The following is a 15,804-nucleotide window of genomic DNA, read 5'->3' on the forward strand; positions in this document are numbered from 1 at the left end:
TGTGTTTCTCCCTCTCCCCGTGGGAGAGGGCCGGGGTGAGGGCATCAGGCCGCACTTTCCCCATTACGAATATTTCTTCGTGCGCCGTGTCGGCGCGGTATTCGCCGGATCGTCCGGCCAGACGTGTTTGGGATAGCGCCCTTTCATCTCTTTCTGCACTTCACGATAGCTCCCCGCCCAGAACGCCCCGAGATCGCGGGTGATCTGCAATGGACGATGCGCAGGCGAAAGCAGCTCAAGCACTAACGGCACACGCCCTTCAGCAATGGACGGCGTGGTGGCCTCACCAAACATCTCCTGCATCCGAACCGCCAGCGCGGGCGGATTATCCTCATGATAACGAATGGCAATCCGGCTTCCGGTTGGCACAGTGTAATGCCCAGGCAGTTCACTATCCAGACGTTGACGTAACGACCAGTCCAGTAAATTCTGTAACGCTGCCTTAACATCAAGCGCCTTAAGAGCACGCAGCGAGTGTACGCCGCTCATCTGCGGCAGTAGCCACTGTTCCAGCGTCGCGAGCAGCGTCTCATCATCCACCGTCGGCCACCCCTGTTCCGGCAGCCACTTCGCGGCACAGTGCAGGCGAATGCGATACTGTTCGGCCTCCGGCGTCCAGTTCAGTACGCTTAGCCCTTTTTCCCGAATGCCGTTCAGCATCGCCTGGTGTAACTCTTCTTCCGACGGCTTCGCCAGCGGTTTCGTCCCGAGCGTCAGTTTACCAATCTGACGACGACGAAACGCCTTCAGCGTGCCCTGGGCATCGTCCCACTCCACGATGTCCGATTGCTGAAGCAGCTGCGGACAGGCGCGCGTCAGGGCGTCAATATCCACGGCTATCGCCTGCAAAATACGCGCGTCCGGGGAGTGGCTGCCCTGTAACAGCAGAGGGGCAATCAGCCACTCATGTCGCGTCAGCGCATCGTCGCTGTCCAGCATCGCGCCCATCCCGTTTGCCAGCTGATAACGACCATCCAGCCCGCGACGGCGTGCGATCCTGTCCGGGAAGGCCTGGGCCAGCAGAGGGGGAATGTTATCGCTGTCAGGTGAACCGCCCCGGCAATTCAGGCGTTTACACAGCTGCTGCGCCCGTTGTTGCCAGTTTCCCTGGTTGCGTGAAAAGGCCTGCCCCAGATCGCTGCTGCCACCGCGCGGCGGCTCCTCAAGAATAGCCGCCAGTTTTGCCGCCGTGGCAATTTCATCTTCGCCCTGCGCGGCCACCAGCATCGCCGCCAGACGCGGATCGTTGCCCAGTGCCGCCATTTTCTGGCCGCGCGCCGTCAGACGTTCGCCTTCCAGCGCGCCAAGCTGGGTCAGCAAGGTGCGCGCGGCGGCGAGGTTCACGACAGGCGGAGGATTAAGCCAGGTGAGCTGGTCAGGATCCGGGCAGCCCCACTGCATCAGATCCATCACCAGCCCGGAGAGATCGCTTTGTAAAATCTCTGGCGTGCTCTGCAATGCCGCACGCTCCGCCTGCTCGGCGCTGGTTAAATGCAGGCAAATACCCGGCTCAAGACGCCCTGCTCGCCCTGCGCGCTGCACCATCGAGGCCTGGCTGATGCGCTGCGTCAGCAGCCTGGTCAACCCGGTACGCGGATCAAAACTGGCCACCCTCTCCTGGGTACTGTCCACCACCAGACGAATACCTTCGATGGTCAAACTGGTTTCCGCGATATTGGTCGCCAGCACCACTTTGCGCTGCCCCGCCGGTGCGGGAAGGATCGCCTGGCGCTGTTCGGCCAACGGCAGCGCACCGTAGAGCGGACACAGCATAACGTCACTGTTCACACGGGATGCCAGTTGCTCCTGTACGCGCTGGATTTCGCCTACGCCGGGTAAAAACAGCAGCAGCGAGCCGGGTTCCTGACGAAGTAATTCGGCGGTGGCGGTGGCCACGGCTTCGTCAAAGCGCTGATGGGCAGGAAGCGGCTGATAACGGCGCTCGACCGGGAACGCACGCCCTTCAGAGGAGATCATCGGCGCGTCAGGGAGCGTCTGCCGGAGCCGCTCGTTATCCAGCGTCGCCGACATAATCAGCAGCCGAAGGTCGTCGCGCAGCCCCTGCTGAACGTCGAGCAGCAGCGCGAGGGCCAGATCGGCCTGGAGGCTGCGCTCGTGAAATTCATCAAGGATCACCAGCCCGACGCCGGTCAGCTCCGGATCGTTTTGCAGCATACGGGTGAGAATGCCTTCAGTTACCACCTCCAGCCGCGTGGACGGGCCAACGCAGGTTTCGGCGCGCATCCGGTACCCTACCGTCTCGCCCGGTTTTTCATTCAGCAGTTCCGCCAGGCGCTGCGCCACATTGCGTGCCGCCAGCCTGCGCGGCTCCAGCAGGATAATTTTCCCGCTGATGTTCCCCGCGCGCAGAATTTGCAGGGGCAGCCAGGTGGATTTACCCGCTCCCGTGGGCGCGCTGAGCAAAACCTGCGGTGCATGTGCTAAGGCGGCAAGAAGCTCAGGAAGGACGACGGCAACGGGCAAAGAGGACACTTACGGCTCCAGAGGGTTAACATTAATCGGCGTACATTGTAGCATCGGCGCATATCATTACCGAGTCTTGCGCATGTCTGAATCAAAACGGCTATTCTTCGCCATTGAATTACCCACCACGCTTCAACGGCAAATTGTTCGCTGGCGCGCCAGCCACTTCCCCGCGGACGCGGGCCGCCCCGTCGCCGCCGCCAATATGCACCTGACGTTAGCGTTTCTCGGCGATGTAAGCGCTGAAAAGCAGCGTGCGTTAAGCGCAATGGCCGGACGCATTGCTCAGCCGGGGTTTACGCTGCATCTTGATGATGCCGGGCAATGGCTGCGCTCTCGGGTGGTCTGGCTGGGGACGCGTCAGCCCCCTCGAGGGCTGCTCCAGCTCGCAAACATGCTGCGGGCGCAGGCCGCGCGCAGCGGCTGTTATCAAAGCCCGCAGCCGTTTCATCCCCACATCACCCTGCTGCGCGATGCGGGTCAGGCCACGGCTATCCCGCCACCGGGCTTTCACTGGTCCTTTCAGGTGAATGAATTTGCGCTTTACGAATCTGTCTTTGTACAAGGACGCACCCGCTATACGCCGCTCCAGCGCTGGACGCTGGGCGACACGCTAAGGAATTCTGATGAAGTTTAGCCCTGCCCTCCAGCCCGCCACGCTGATCCAGCGTTACAAACGCTTTCTCGCTGACGTGATCACGCCTGAGGGCGAAACGCTCACCCTGCACTGCCCCAACACCGGTGCCATGACCGGTTGCGCCACGCCGGGTGACACGGTCTGGTATTCCACATCAGAAAATACTAAACGCAAATATCCCCATACCTGGGAAATGACCGAGACGCAAAACGGGGCATTTATTTGCGTGAATACCCTGCGCGCAAATCAGCTGGTTAAGGAAGCCCTGACAAATGGAATTTTTCCTGAACTGATTGGTTACGGCACGCAAAAAAGCGAAGTGAAATATGGCGATGAAGGCAGCAGAATTGATTTTCTGTTACAGGCGGAAGACCGGCCTGAGTGCTATATTGAAGTGAAATCAGTGACGTTAGCGGAACAGGAAAACGGCTTCTTTCCGGATGCGGTAACGCTACGTGGCCAGAAGCATCTGCGAGAGCTAATGAGTGTAGCGGCGGCGGGCAAGCGCGCCGTGTTGCTGTTTGCGGTTCTGCATTCAGCCATTGAACGGTTTTCCCCGGCCCGTCATATTGATCCTAAATACGCGCAATTGTTGAATGAGGCACAAAAGCAGGGGGTAGAGATTTTCGCTTATAAAGCGGAACTTTCTGCCGATAATATGACTCTGAGATCGTCTCTTCCCATTGTCTTATAAGGGATTAGACGATTGACTAATAAGTGTTCTGGCCGCGTGCGCAAATACGCTTTTCCTCACAGGGTTGTCAAGTGTTACGTTTAGATAATTGCCATACGGAAAAGCATCTGCTATTTATAGCGACCTGATTTTTCCCCCAACACGGGGATCGATAGTGCGTGTTAAGGAGAAGCAACATGCAAGAAGGGCAAAACCGTAAAACATCGTCCCTGAGTATTCTCGCCATCGCTGGGGTGGAGCCGTATCAAGAGAAGCCGGGCGAAGAGTATATGAACGAAGCCCAGCTGTCGCACTTCAAGCGTATTCTTGAAGCATGGCGTAATCAACTCAGGGATGAAGTCGATCGCACCGTTACACATATGCAGGATGAAGCTGCTAACTTCCCGGACCCGGTCGACCGTGCCGCTCAGGAAGAAGAGTTCAGCCTCGAACTGCGTAACCGTGACCGCGAGCGCAAACTGATCAAAAAGATCGAAAAAACGCTGAAGAAGGTCGAGGACGAAGATTTTGGCTACTGCGAATCCTGCGGTGTTGAAATCGGCATTCGTCGCCTGGAAGCGCGTCCAACAGCCGATCTGTGCATCGACTGTAAAACGCTGGCAGAAATCCGCGAAAAACAGATGGCTGGCTAACGCCTGCCCTCTCACTACTCTGCTAAGGCGGGAGTCTCTCCCGCCTTGTTACCGTTGATATGTCTGAATCTCACTATATTGGGCGCTTTGCGCCATCTCCCTCCGGTGAATTACACTTCGGCTCATTAATTGCCGCGCTCGGCAGCTACCTACAGGCTCGCGCCCGTCAGGGTAAATGGCTGGTCCGCATTGAAGATATCGATCCTCCGCGTGAAGTTCCCGGTGCAGCAGAAACTATTCTGCGTCAGCTGGAACATTACGGTCTTCACTGGGACGGCGAGGTACTCTGGCAGTCTCAGCGCCATGATGCCTACCGTGAACGTCTGGCGTGGCTTGCTGAACAGGGCCTTTCCTATAACTGTACCTGCACGCGCGCGCGTATTCAGAGCGTAGGTGGCGTTTATGACGGCCACTGCCGTACGCGGCACAACGGCCCTGAAAATGCCGCCGTACGGCTGATACAGCGTTCTCCGGTGATGCAGTTTACCGACGCACTCTCAGGCACCATTCAGGCGGATGAACGCCTGGCGCGTGAAGATTTTATTATTCACCGTCGTGATGGTTTGTTTGCCTATAACCTGGCGGTGGTGGTTGATGACCATTTCCAGGGCGTCACGGAAATCGTGCGTGGGGCAGATCTGGTTGAGCCTACCGTGCGGCAAATATCGCTTTATCAGCAGTTTGGCTGGACGGTGCCGGATTACATCCATCTGCCGCTGGCGGTCAATGAACAGGGAAATAAGCTGTCAAAACAGAATCATGCCCCGGCGCTGCCTGACGGCGATCCGCGCCCGGTTTTGATCGACGCGCTGCGATTTCTCAACCAGAATGTAACGCAGGAATGGCAGGAGCTGAGTCTGGATGAATTGCTGAAAAGGGCGATTGCTGACTGGTCGCTTATGACCGTGCCAAAAATCCAGCATTCTCAAATGCGTTGCGCTGAGCTATGATTAGCCGCTTTTTTGATAACAAAACACACTACGAGGTGTACTATTTTTACCCGAGTCGCTAATTTTTGCCGTAAAGTGCTGAGCCGCGAAGAGAGCATGGCGAACGACGCTATTGCACAGCCACACATGTCGGTCATTCCGCGTGAGCAGCACAATATTTCCCGCAAAGATATCAGTGAAAATGCCCTCAAGGTGCTCTATCGTCTGAATAAAGCAGGCTACGAGGCCTATCTCGTCGGCGGCGGGGTTCGCGATTTACTGCTGGGCAAAAAACCAAAAGATTTCGACGTGACGACCAGCGCCACGCCTGAACAGGTGCGTAAATTATTCCGCAACTGCCGTCTGGTTGGCCGCCGTTTCCGTCTGGCGCACGTGATGTTTGGGCCGGAAATTATTGAAGTGGCGACCTTCCGCGGTCATCACGAAGCGGGCGTCAACGATCGCACGACTTCCCAGCGCGGCCAAAACGGCATGCTGCTGCGCGACAACATCTTCGGCTCTATTGAAGAAGATGCCCAGCGTCGCGATTTCACCATCAACAGCCTTTACTACAGCGTGGCGGACTTTACCGTACGCGATTACGTTGGCGGCATGCAGGATCTGAAAGATGGCCTGATTCGCCTGATCGGCACGCCGGAAACGCGCTATCGCGAAGATCCGGTCCGGATGCTGCGCGCCGTGCGTTTCGCCGCCAAGCTGAATATGCGCATCAGCCCGGAAACCGCAGAGCCGATCCCGCGCCTGGCGACGCTGATTAACGACGTGCCCCCTGCCCGTCTGTTTGAGGAGTCGTTAAAGCTGCTCCAGGCAGGCTACGGGTTTGAAACCTACAATCTGCTGCGTGAATACAACCTGTTCCAGCCGCTGTTCCCGACCATTACCCGCTACTTCACCGAAAACGGTGACAGCGCAATGGAGCGGATAATTGCGCAGGTACTGAAGAACACGGATACCCGTATTCATAACGATATGCGTGTGAATCCGGCGTTCCTGTTCGCGGCCATGTTCTGGTATCCGCTGCTGGAAACGGCGCAGCGCATCACCCAGGAGAGCGGTCTCGCCTATTATGATGCGTTCGCGCTGGCGGCAAACGACGTGCTGGACGAAGGCTGTCGCACGCTGGCGATCCCGAAACGGATCACCACGCTGGTGCGTGATATCTGGCAGCTTCAGCTGCGTATGTCCCGCCGTCAGGGTAAACGCGCCTGGAAGCTGATGGAGCATCCGAAGTTCCGCGCCGCGTTCGATCTCCTCTCTCTGCGTGCTGAAGTTGAAAGGAATCAGGAGCTACAGCGTCTGGCGCAGTGGTGGGGCGAGTTTCAGGTTTCTGCGCCACCGGAGCAGAAAGATATGCTTACGGATCTGGATGATGAGCCGGCACCGCGCCGTCGTCACCGTCGCCCGCGTAAGCGCGCACCGCGTCGTGAAGGCACGGCATGACCCTTGCGTATATCGCCATCGGCAGCAATCTGGCCTCTCCGCTGGAGCAGGTTAACGCTGCCGTGCAGGCCCTGGGGGAGATCCCCCACAGCCGCATTGTTGCGCTCTCCTCATTTTACCGTACGCCACCGCTCGGCCCGCAGGATCAGCCTGATTATCTGAACGCCGCCGTGGTGCTGGAAACGACCCTTGACGCAGAAACGCTGCTGGATAATACCCAGCGTATTGAGCTACAGCAGGGTCGCGTTCGCAAAGCCGAACGCTGGGGACCGCGCACGCTCGATCTCGATATTATGCTTTTCGGTCGCGAGGTGATTAACACCGAACGCCTCACCGTTCCGCACTACGACATGAAAAATCGGGGGTTTATGCTCTGGCCGCTGTTTGAAGTCGCGCCCGATCTCACCTTCCCTGACGGCACCTCGCTGCAAGCCGTTCTGCAACATCTCAACGCGGATAAACCGGCCCGCTGGTAATCCCGTCTCCGCATCGATTAGCCATTCATTATTTGTGGTTAATCGATTGCCTAAAATCATTGTTCCCTCGAATGTTACTGTTAGAATGCGCAAAGATTCGCTTTTGGGTCATCAGGAAACAGTATGAAACCAACCACCATCTCCTTATTGCAGAAATGCAAACAGGAAAAAAAACGCTTCGCCACTATCACCGCGTATGACTACAGCTTCGCAAAACTGTTTGCCGAAGAAGGGATCAACGTCATGCTGGTCGGAGATTCGTTAGGGATGACGGTACAAGGACATGATTCCACTCTGCCGGTCACGGTCGAGGATATTGCTTACCACACCCGCGCCGTGCGCCGGGGTGCCCCCGCCTGCCTGCTGCTTTCCGATCTGCCGTTTATGGCCTACGCCACCCCGGAACAGGCCTTCGAAAATGCGGCGACAGTGATGCGCGCCGGTGCCAATATGGTCAAAATAGAAGGCGGCGCCTGGCTGGTCGATACGGTGAAAATGCTCACCGAGCGCGCCGTGCCGGTTTGTGGCCATTTGGGCCTGACGCCGCAGTCTGTCAACATCTTTGGCGGCTACAAGGTTCAGGGACGCGGCGATGCGGCGCAGACCCTGTTTGATGATGCCGTGGCGCTGGAAGCCGCAGGCGCGCAGCTGCTGGTGCTGGAGTGCGTGCCGGTTGAACTGGCCAGGCGTATCACGGAGGCGCTGTCGATTCCGGTGATCGGCATCGGCGCGGGCAACGTGACCGATGGCCAGATCCTGGTCATGCACGACGCCTTCGGGATCACCGGCGGACACATTCCAAAATTCGCCAAAAATTTCCTGACAGAAGCAGGCGACATGCGTGCTGCTGTGCGGCAGTATATTGCCGAGGTTGAGTCCGGCGTCTATCCGGGCGAAGAACACAGTTTCCATTAAGGAGTCTCGTTGTGCTAATCATTGAAACCCTGCCGCTGCTCCGCCAGCATATTCGTCGCGCGCGTCAGGAAGGTAAACGTATCGCCCTGGTCCCAACCATGGGCAATCTGCATGACGGCCATATGAAGCTGGTCGATGAGGCGCGTGCGCGGGCAGATATCGTGGTGGTGAGTATCTTCGTTAACCCAATGCAGTTTGACCGCGCCGACGATCTGGCACGCTATCCGCGCACCCTTCAGGAAGATTGTGAGAAGCTCAAAAAACGTCATGCGGATATCGTCTTCGCACCGGCCCCGGCGGATATCTACCCGCAGGGCACCGACGAAGCCACCTTCGTTGACGTTCCGGGCATTTCCACCATGCTGGAAGGAGCAAGCCGTCCAGGCCATTTCCGCGGCGTTTCCACCATCGTCAGCAAGCTGTTTAACCTGGTGCAACCGGACATCGCCTGCTTTGGCGAGAAAGATTTCCAGCAGCTGGCGCTGATCCGCAAAATGGTTGCCGACATGGGCTACGACATTGAGATCGTCGGCGTGCCGATTGTGCGTGCGAAAGACGGTCTGGCGCTCAGCTCCCGTAACGGCTATCTAACCGCCGAGCAGCGCAAGATCGCGCCGGGCTTAAGCAAGGTGATGAACACCATGGCCGAACAGCTTCTGGCGAAAGCGTTAAGTTCCGAGGAGATCGTCGCTCTGGCGGAACAGTCGCTGAACGACAACGGCTTGCGCGCTGATGATATTCAAATTCGTGATGCGGATACGCTGCTTGAACTCACGGAGTCCAGCAAACGCGCGGTGATTCTGGTGGCGGCATGGCTCGGTCAGGCACGCCTTATTGATAATAAAGTCGTTGAGCTGGTGTAGTTCTTCACTCCTGAAAATTGAAGGTAAACGTAATGATTCGCAAAATGCTGCAAGGTAAGCTTCACCGTGTGAAAGTCACCCAGGCCGACCTGCACTATGAAGGCTCCTGCGCGATAGATCAGGATTTTCTCGACGCGGCGGGTATTCTTGAAAACGAAGCCATAGATATCTGGAATGTAAACAACGGCAAACGCTTCTCAACGTATGCGATCGCCGCCGAGCGCGGATCGAAAATCATCTCTGTTAATGGCGCTGCGGCGCACTGCGCAGATGTAGGTGATATCGTGATTATTGCCAGCTTTGTCATGATGTCTGATGAGGAAGCGCGCCGCTGGCAGCCGAAAGTCGCCTACTTCGAAGGTGACAACGACATGAAACGCACCGCGAAAGCCATTCCGGTTCAGGTAGCCTGATCCTCACCTTTCAGGGCTGTAAACCTTACAGCCCTTTTCCCTTCTCTCTCATATTCCATATATATAAATTATATTTCACAGAAATATTTCATTATCAATTTTACACCATTGAAATAATTTCGCTTGCAATAAAGGGACATTGCCCTGACAATTTTCACCCCTTAATTCCCCCCCCCCAAAGAGAAACCTTTATCACGCCCATAATATATTCACCGCAAAACTGAAATATAATTATACATTCTCAAACATTATTAAACGCAAATCTTATTCAGTGTCTTAACCATCTAATTTCACTTACATAAAATATAATATTATTCAAAAGATATAGTTTTGCTTAATGACAACCTAATAAAAACTAAATATTAAACGCCGATAAAATAATATTATCATTAGTCTGTTCTATGAATTCACAGAACAAATATTTAGCGGCAAATCAAATATTTTTTTATAAATGGATGTTTAACATGTTTAACAAAACGATTTTAGCTACTGCTGTGGCGGTTATGGCAATGGGTTCTGTTTCGGTCATGGCTGCTGACGTTGGCGTGATTACTTTTGATGGTGCGGTCACCGATACCACCTGCGTAATCACCACCAACAACGGCGTTGATGCCAACAACGTCACCGTAACCCTGCCAGTTGTTAAAAAAGCTGACGTGGAAAAAACCACCGTTGACGCAGGCGTGGGTTCTAAGGAGTTTGAACTGCACCTGAGCAAATGCCCGGATACCGTGAAAAAGGCCTCCGCCGTATTTACCTCCCAGCAGTTCGCAGACCTGTCAAACGGTACGCTGAAAACTGACCCAACCGTGGCTGGCGCGGCTAACAACGTCAGCCTGGCGCTGTTCAACAACACCGCAGCCCTGACCGACCGTATCAAAGTGGGCCAGCCGGGCACAGCAACACAGACTGTGGACATTACCGCAGGCGAAGGCACCCTGGCTTACCGCGTTGCGTACGTACCGAGCGCAGACTGGAAGTCAGGCACCAATGACATCACTTCCGGTAAAGTCAGCAGCAACGCAACCTTCACCATGGTCTACCCGTAATCGTTTGATTAATACATGCGCTCACGGATGAGGTGGGCGCATTTTTTGTTTAAGGATAAATATGATGCGCCCCATTAAAACGTGTTTCACCGCGCTTATGTTAAGTGCGGCTTTTTGCGTTTCCCATTCAGCCTTTGCCGATATTGTTATCTCCGGCACCCGCGTTATTTACCCGCAGTCGGCAAAAGACGTGACGGTAAAAATGGAAAACCGCGGTAATAAACCCTTATTAGTTCAGACATGGCTGGATGATGGCCGTGACACCGCTAACCCACAGGAAATAAAGCTGCCGTTTATCGTCACGCCGCCGGTTTCCCGCGTTGACGCGGCAAAAGGCCAGACGGTACGTATTACCTATCTTGGTCAGCCTTTGCCCGCAGACAGAGAAACAATGTACTGGTTTAACGTGCTGGAAGTACCACCAAAAAGCAAAGACGTTGATGCGCAGAATATGCTGCAACTGGCATTCCGCACGCGTATCAAAATGTTTTATCGCCCGGACGGCCTGAAAGGCGAACCGGCAGTCGCGGCTGGCCAGCTGAAATGGTCCCAGCAAGGCAGCACCCTGACGGCGCGTAACGACTCTCCGTTCTATGTCTCGATAGCGAGAATGGACGCCACGATCGGCGGCAAGAAAATTGAGATTGAGCCGCACTACGTTTCGCCGTTTGCCACCCAGAGCTACAGCGTAAAAGAAGCTGCATCAGCGCGAATTTCCAAAGTCACCTACATCTCAATCAATGATTATGGTGGCTCTGAAAACCACGACGCAAACGTGAATTGATCGCCATACCAACAAAAATTGACGTTCAACTTTTAGCCGCTAACGGATTAGTGATTGTATGTTATTTCGCCGCTCATTACTTTGTCTTGCCATCTGCACGGCCCTACAGACTACAGCTTATGCCGCTGAAGCCCCGGCTGCGCCATCTTCAGAGAGCGAAGAGGTCGAATTCAACGATCAGTTTTTGTTCAATACCGGAACAAGCATTGATGTTAGCCGCTTTTCCCGGGGCAACCCGGTGGTGCCCGGCACGTTTAAAACGCAGGTCACCCTTAACGGACAGAAAAAGCTGCTGACCGATTTCACCTTTAAAGATAACGGTACGCCGCGCGCTACCCCGTGTTTTACGGCGAAACTGTTGCTACAAGCAGGCGTAAAAGAAGCGCGTCTGAAAGAGGTGACAAGCGAGGAGAGTTTCGACGATCGCGCACAGGAGAGCTGCCTTACGCTCGACAAGGCTCTGCCGGGGTCGTCCTGGGACTACGATCCGGGCACCCAGGAGCTTAGCCTCAGCGTGCCGCAAATTTATATCGATCGCCGCCCCGGCGGTTATGTCGATCCTTCCCTTTGGGATGATGGCATAACCGCGGGCATGCTCTCTTACGATCTTAACGCCTGGCACAGCGAAGGTTCCAGCGGCTCAGAAGACACCGTCTACGCGGGGCTGAAGTATGGTCTGAATCTGGGCCCCTGGCGTTTGCGCTCGCGCGGAATGCTCGACTGGGATCAGGACGACGGTACCGACTATTCCAGCCAGGAAGTTTACCTACAGCGAGACATCACGGCGCTTCGCGCGCAGATGCTGATTGGCGACTCTTACACCCGCGGTGAAACCTTTAACTCGTTCAGCCTGCGTGGTCTGCGCATGTATAACGACGACCGTATGCTGCCGGGCGGGATTTCCACCTACGCGCCAACCATACGCGGCGTGGCAAACAGCAACGCCAAGGTCACCGTCACCCAGGGCGGAAACAAAATCTATGAAAGCACGGTGCCACCGGGCGCGTTTGAGATCGACGATCTCAGCACCACCGGCTACGGCAGCGATCTGATCGTTACCATTGAAGAGTCTGATGGTAGCAAGCGCACCTTCTCGGTGCCCTACTCGTCCGTCAGCCAGATGCTGCGCCCGGGCTATAGCCGCTGGGATATCGGCGTGGGCGAACTGCACGATACCGGCATGCGGGATAAACCGCGCGTCGGCTACCTGACGGGCTACTACGGTCTGAGCAGCCTGTTTACCGGCTATGCGGGTATGCAATATATGGACACCGGCTACTGGTCTGGCTTGCTCGGTCTGGCGATGAATACCCGCATCGGTGCCTTTGCGCTGGATGTCACCCACTCCGATGCGGATGTGGATGGCATTGGCAAGCTGAAAGGCCAGAGCTACCGCCTCTCCTGGAGTAAGTTGCTGGAAGATACCAACACCTCGTTTAACGTCGCGGCCTACCGCTTCTCAACGGAAGACTTCCTGACGCTGAACGACGCCGCATCGCTGGCGGAAGATGTGAAGTATCGCGATACCGAACGTAACCCGGGCGACACCGGCGAAGATGTGTATAACCACTTCCAGCGTATGAAGAACCAGGTCCAGCTCAACGTCAGCCAGCCGGTTCGCGTTGGAGAGGAGGATTACGGCTCGCTGTACGCCACCGGAAGCTGGCAGGACTACTGGACAGAGTCCAGCTCCTCTTCACAGTTCTCCGTCGGCTACAACAACAGCTTCTGGCTGGGCAGCTACAGCGTTTCCCTTCAGCGAACCTACGATGAGTACGGTGAAAAGAATGACAGCATCTATCTCAGCCTGACGATCCCGCTGGAAAATCTGCTGGGCCATAACAAACGTCCGGGTGGATTCTCGACGGTGTCGGCCAACATGAACTCGGACTTCAAAGACAGTACTTCTTTTAACACCAGCGCGAATGGTAACACCGACGATTACCGCTTCAGCTACAGCGTCAACACCAGCACCAGCCGGGCAAACAGCGGCGATCTTAACCAGATCGGCGGTTACGGTAACTATAACAGCCCGTATGGCCCGCTCAGCCTGTCGGCCTCCGCCTCTGACGACAACAGCCGTCAGTACTCCCTGAGCTACAGCGGCGGCATGCTGGTGCATTCCGGCGGTATTACGCTGGCACCGGGAAGCATTGGCGATACCGACACGCTGGCGCTGGTCAGCGCACCGGGCGCCAAAGGCGCTCACCTGACCGTGGGTGACGGCGTCATTGGTAGCTCCGGCTACGCCATCATGCCGTATCTCTCCGCCTACCGTGAAAACACGGTCGGGATTGATATCTCGCAGCTTGAGTCCGACGTCGAGGTGAAAAGCACCAGTACAGTGGCGGTGCCGCGCAGCGGCGCGGTTCTGCGCGTGGATTTCGAAACCGATCAGGGGCGTTCGTTGCTGCTCGATCTGCATCGTTCCGACAACAGTTTTATTCCGCTCGGAGCGGACGTGCTTAATGAACAGGGTCAGTCGGTGGGTTCCGTCGGACAGGCGGGCCAGGCCTACGTGCGCGGCGTTGAAGACAGCGGCACGTTACGCGTGGTGTGGGGCAACGAGGTGAACAACGCCTGCACCGTCACCTACCGGATTACGGCATCGGCACAGAAAGTGGGGCTGACAACCATGCTCACCAACCAGACATGTCAGATGCAATGATTTTTTAACAGGGAGTTAATTTGAATGAAGAAAATGATGTTACTGACGCCGCTCAGCACCCTGCTGGTGCTGGCGCTGAGCTCACAGGCGATGGCCGCAAGCCTTGACGTCACGTTTACGGCAACGCTGCGTGAAACCACCTGCGACATGAAAATCGAGGGCGGCACCGGTGATGGAAACAATAATACCATTCCCATTGGTACTGGCGGTAAAACCAGTCTGGCAGATATCGTCAGCGGCTCGGATGCGGCAAGTACCACGTTCAAGCTGAAGATTGTTAATTGCCCGGCCAGCCTGGCGAAGCTGAAAACCACGGTAACAGGCTCAGCATCCGGGTATGTTAAAGCAGGCATTGTCAATGCGGCCACCACTTCCCCTGCGGATTACATGGCAGTGACCGTTGCGCGTGTTTCCGCGCCAGATGCGCCGTTTGAAGTTAACTCTACCGATGACAGCAAACGTCTGGTCTGGACGACGGCAGAAATCAGCAGCAAAGAAGTACCGCTGGTGGCGCGTCTGGTTGAGACCCAGGCTGGGAAAGCCACGACCGGTAACTTTAGCGCCATCGCTACTTTTAACTTTACTTACGAATAAGCGGAAGGATACGCAATGATGAAAATGAAACCGTCCACCCTGATTGCGCTGGCCGTTTCCGCGGGGTTGTTCTCTGGTGCCGCCAGCGCCATTACCGGTACCAGCAGCGTGAAGGCGACATTTACCTCTACGATTGAGGCCGGTACCTGTACCGCACAGATTCAGGACGCCAGCAGTAAGGCCATTTCCACGCTGCCCTTTGGTGATGTTTTCAAATCAGACCTGGTTGCACAAAGCCGCAGCGAGCCCTTCAAGATCGCGTTTTCCGGTTGCGCAGGCGTGAAAACGGCCACCGTGACGGTACAAAAAAAATCCTGTTCCGGTGCGAATGCTGACGGTGACTCCTTCGCAGCGGGTAATGCCACGGCATTCGAAGTATGGAAAGGGACAGCGGGCAACGGCACCCTTTTAAGCTGTAACACGCCGACAGACCAAAAGGTGACCATCAGCAGCGGAGCGGCGAAGCTCGATTTAGCGGCGCGCATTGTGTTAGCCAAAGGTCAAACGATTGATAAAGTCACGACGGGTAACGTCAGCGTGCCGGTCACTTTCGTTGTGACCTACCAGTAACACAATACAGGGGCAGAACAGCCATGTTGCACAACCATCAAAAGGTGCTAAGAAGATTCACCGTCCTGGCCGCACTGCTAACCTGGTATTGGTCTGCCCCATGCCTGTCCGCTGAGACAGGCATGGATATTACACTCAATGCCAACATTGTCGAAAACACCTGCCAGGTGTCGATCCCTGACGACGGTCAGGTGCATTTACCGACGGTGAGTAAATACTGGTTTTATAACCCGGACGGCAGCAACCGCCTGATGCCGACAGACGCCGCCTCCGGCACGCTTTTTAAGGTCCGGGTGGAAAGCTGCGGGGATGACGGCGCGAGCGTGCAAAAACTGAATTTCAGCTTCCAGCCGCAAAGCAAACAGTGGCCGACCGCAAGCCGCCAGGTGTTTATCAATGAAACGCCCGTCGCCGAAGGGGGCGCGGAAAATACCGGCGTGGTGATATTTTCGAAAGCTTTAAATACCAACGTCCTCAATGCCGACGGCACCTCCAGCGTGGTGCTGGATGCCGGAACGGGCAGCTGGGCGAAAGACTATCAGTTCTACGCGCGCTTGCAGAACACCGGCACGGTTAAGGCCGGGAAAGTCACCAGCCGCGTCGTTGTCGATGCGACGTACAACTAGAGTAAAAGG

Annotated in this window: 16 protein-coding genes; 15 read left to right on the plus strand and 1 reads right to left on the minus strand. The window is 55.8% G+C overall.

Annotated elements, in window-relative coordinates; genetic code table 11:
* Positions 1-63 precede the first annotated feature (63 nt).
* Entirely contained in the window at positions 64-2,493 is a 2,430-nt protein-coding gene (gene hrpB, locus BH712_RS10285; RefSeq protein WP_006810060.1) for an ATP-dependent helicase HrpB, read from the minus strand.
* Between the two features lie 73 nt (positions 2,494-2,566).
* On the opposite strand from hrpB, the gene thpR reads away from it, so the two are divergent.
* The 15 genes from thpR to BH712_RS10365 all read left to right on the plus strand — a co-directional run bounded on the left by thpR (position 2,567) and on the right by BH712_RS10365 (position 15,795).
* On the plus strand, positions 2,567-3,121 hold the full coding sequence (thpR, locus tag BH712_RS10290; RefSeq protein ID WP_006810061.1) for an RNA 2',3'-cyclic phosphodiesterase: 555 nt from the start codon (positions 2,567-2,569) through the stop codon (positions 3,119-3,121).
* Complete coding sequence (gene sfsA / locus BH712_RS10295) at positions 3,111-3,815, plus strand: DNA/RNA nuclease SfsA (protein WP_006810062.1); 705 nt, start codon at positions 3,111-3,113, stop codon at positions 3,813-3,815. Before thpR ends, sfsA begins: the two co-directional genes overlap by 11 nt.
* Before the next feature lie 176 nt (positions 3,816-3,991).
* Positions 3,992-4,447, plus strand: a complete 456-nt coding sequence (gene dksA, locus BH712_RS10305; RefSeq protein ID WP_001155232.1) for an RNA polymerase-binding protein DksA — start codon at positions 3,992-3,994, stop codon at positions 4,445-4,447.
* Positions 4,448-4,506: 59 nt separating this feature from the next.
* Positions 4,507-5,397, plus strand: a complete 891-nt coding sequence (gluQRS, locus tag BH712_RS10310) for a tRNA glutamyl-Q(34) synthetase GluQRS (RefSeq protein WP_006810063.1) — start codon at positions 4,507-4,509, stop codon at positions 5,395-5,397.
* A gap of 42 nt (positions 5,398-5,439) precedes the next feature.
* Positions 5,440-6,837 (plus strand): polynucleotide adenylyltransferase PcnB, encoded by a 1,398-nt coding sequence (gene pcnB / locus BH712_RS10315; RefSeq protein WP_071850070.1) that lies wholly within the window; start codon positions 5,440-5,442, stop codon positions 6,835-6,837.
* Positions 6,834-7,313, plus strand: coding sequence for a 2-amino-4-hydroxy-6-hydroxymethyldihydropteridine diphosphokinase (folK, locus tag BH712_RS10320; RefSeq protein ID WP_006810065.1), 480 nt, complete (start codon positions 6,834-6,836; stop codon positions 7,311-7,313). The genes pcnB and folK overlap by 4 nt, the downstream gene beginning before the upstream one ends.
* A 123-nt stretch (positions 7,314-7,436) precedes the next feature.
* The gene (panB, locus tag BH712_RS10325) at positions 7,437-8,228 is read left to right on the plus strand and encodes a 3-methyl-2-oxobutanoate hydroxymethyltransferase (RefSeq protein ID WP_006810066.1); all 792 of its coding nucleotides are present in this window, start codon (positions 7,437-7,439) and stop codon (positions 8,226-8,228) included.
* Between the two features lie 11 nt (positions 8,229-8,239).
* Positions 8,240-9,091, plus strand: a complete 852-nt coding sequence (gene panC, locus BH712_RS10330; RefSeq protein WP_006810067.1) for a pantoate--beta-alanine ligase — start codon at positions 8,240-8,242, stop codon at positions 9,089-9,091.
* Positions 9,092-9,123: 32 nt separating this feature from the next.
* Entirely contained in the window at positions 9,124-9,504 is a 381-nt protein-coding gene (panD, locus tag BH712_RS10335; protein ID WP_006810068.1) for an aspartate 1-decarboxylase, read from the plus strand.
* 464 nt (positions 9,505-9,968) lie between these two features.
* Positions 9,969-10,553 carry a fimbrial protein gene (locus tag BH712_RS10340; RefSeq protein ID WP_032673642.1) on the plus strand — a complete coding sequence of 195 codons (585 nt, stop codon included), beginning with the start codon at positions 9,969-9,971 and terminating at the stop codon, positions 10,551-10,553.
* A gap of 61 nt (positions 10,554-10,614) precedes the next feature.
* On the plus strand, positions 10,615-11,337 hold the full coding sequence (locus tag BH712_RS10345) for a fimbrial chaperone (protein WP_006810070.1): 723 nt from the start codon (positions 10,615-10,617) through the stop codon (positions 11,335-11,337).
* Positions 11,338-11,395: 58 nt separating this feature from the next.
* A complete protein-coding gene (locus BH712_RS10350) occupies positions 11,396-14,005 on the plus strand; it encodes an outer membrane usher protein (RefSeq protein WP_006810071.1) in 2,610 nt (869 codons plus the stop codon).
* A 24-nt stretch (positions 14,006-14,029) separates the two neighbouring features.
* Entirely contained in the window at positions 14,030-14,599 is a 570-nt protein-coding gene (locus BH712_RS10355) for a fimbrial protein (RefSeq protein WP_006810072.1), read from the plus strand.
* Between the two features lie 24 nt (positions 14,600-14,623).
* Complete coding sequence (locus tag BH712_RS10360) at positions 14,624-15,169, plus strand: fimbrial protein (RefSeq protein WP_032673789.1); 546 nt, start codon at positions 14,624-14,626, stop codon at positions 15,167-15,169.
* A gap of 23 nt (positions 15,170-15,192) precedes the next feature.
* Positions 15,193-15,795 carry a fimbrial-like protein gene (locus BH712_RS10365; RefSeq protein ID WP_006810074.1) on the plus strand — a complete coding sequence of 201 codons (603 nt, stop codon included), beginning with the start codon at positions 15,193-15,195 and terminating at the stop codon, positions 15,793-15,795.
* The last annotated feature ends 9 nt before the right edge of the window (positions 15,796-15,804 follow it).

The organism is Enterobacter hormaechei ATCC 49162 (assembly GCF_001875655.1).
Classification (GTDB): domain Bacteria; phylum Pseudomonadota; class Gammaproteobacteria; order Enterobacterales; family Enterobacteriaceae; genus Enterobacter; species Enterobacter hormaechei.

Coding starts and splice junctions, on each gene's coding strand:
- panB (WP_006810066.1), top strand. CDS start 7,437: ATGAAACCAACCACCATCTCCTTATTGCAGAAATGCAAACAGGAAAAA.
- sfsA (WP_006810062.1), top strand. CDS start 3,111: ATGAAGTTTAGCCCTGCCCTCCAGCCCGCCACGCTGATCCAGCGTTAC.
- BH712_RS10340 (WP_032673642.1), top strand. CDS start 9,969: ATGTTTAACAAAACGATTTTAGCTACTGCTGTGGCGGTTATGGCAATG.
- gluQRS (WP_006810063.1), top strand. CDS start 4,507: ATGTCTGAATCTCACTATATTGGGCGCTTTGCGCCATCTCCCTCCGGT.
- dksA (WP_001155232.1), top strand. CDS start 3,992: ATGCAAGAAGGGCAAAACCGTAAAACATCGTCCCTGAGTATTCTCGCC.
- BH712_RS10350 (WP_006810071.1), top strand. CDS start 11,396: ATGTTATTTCGCCGCTCATTACTTTGTCTTGCCATCTGCACGGCCCTA.
- BH712_RS10360 (WP_032673789.1), top strand. CDS start 14,624: ATGAAACCGTCCACCCTGATTGCGCTGGCCGTTTCCGCGGGGTTGTTC.
- BH712_RS10365 (WP_006810074.1), top strand. CDS start 15,193: ATGTTGCACAACCATCAAAAGGTGCTAAGAAGATTCACCGTCCTGGCC.
- thpR (WP_006810061.1), top strand. CDS start 2,567: ATGTCTGAATCAAAACGGCTATTCTTCGCCATTGAATTACCCACCACG.
- folK (WP_006810065.1), top strand. CDS start 6,834: ATGACCCTTGCGTATATCGCCATCGGCAGCAATCTGGCCTCTCCGCTG.
- BH712_RS10355 (WP_006810072.1), top strand. CDS start 14,030: ATGAAGAAAATGATGTTACTGACGCCGCTCAGCACCCTGCTGGTGCTG.
- panD (WP_006810068.1), top strand. CDS start 9,124: ATGATTCGCAAAATGCTGCAAGGTAAGCTTCACCGTGTGAAAGTCACC.
- BH712_RS10345 (WP_006810070.1), top strand. CDS start 10,615: ATGATGCGCCCCATTAAAACGTGTTTCACCGCGCTTATGTTAAGTGCG.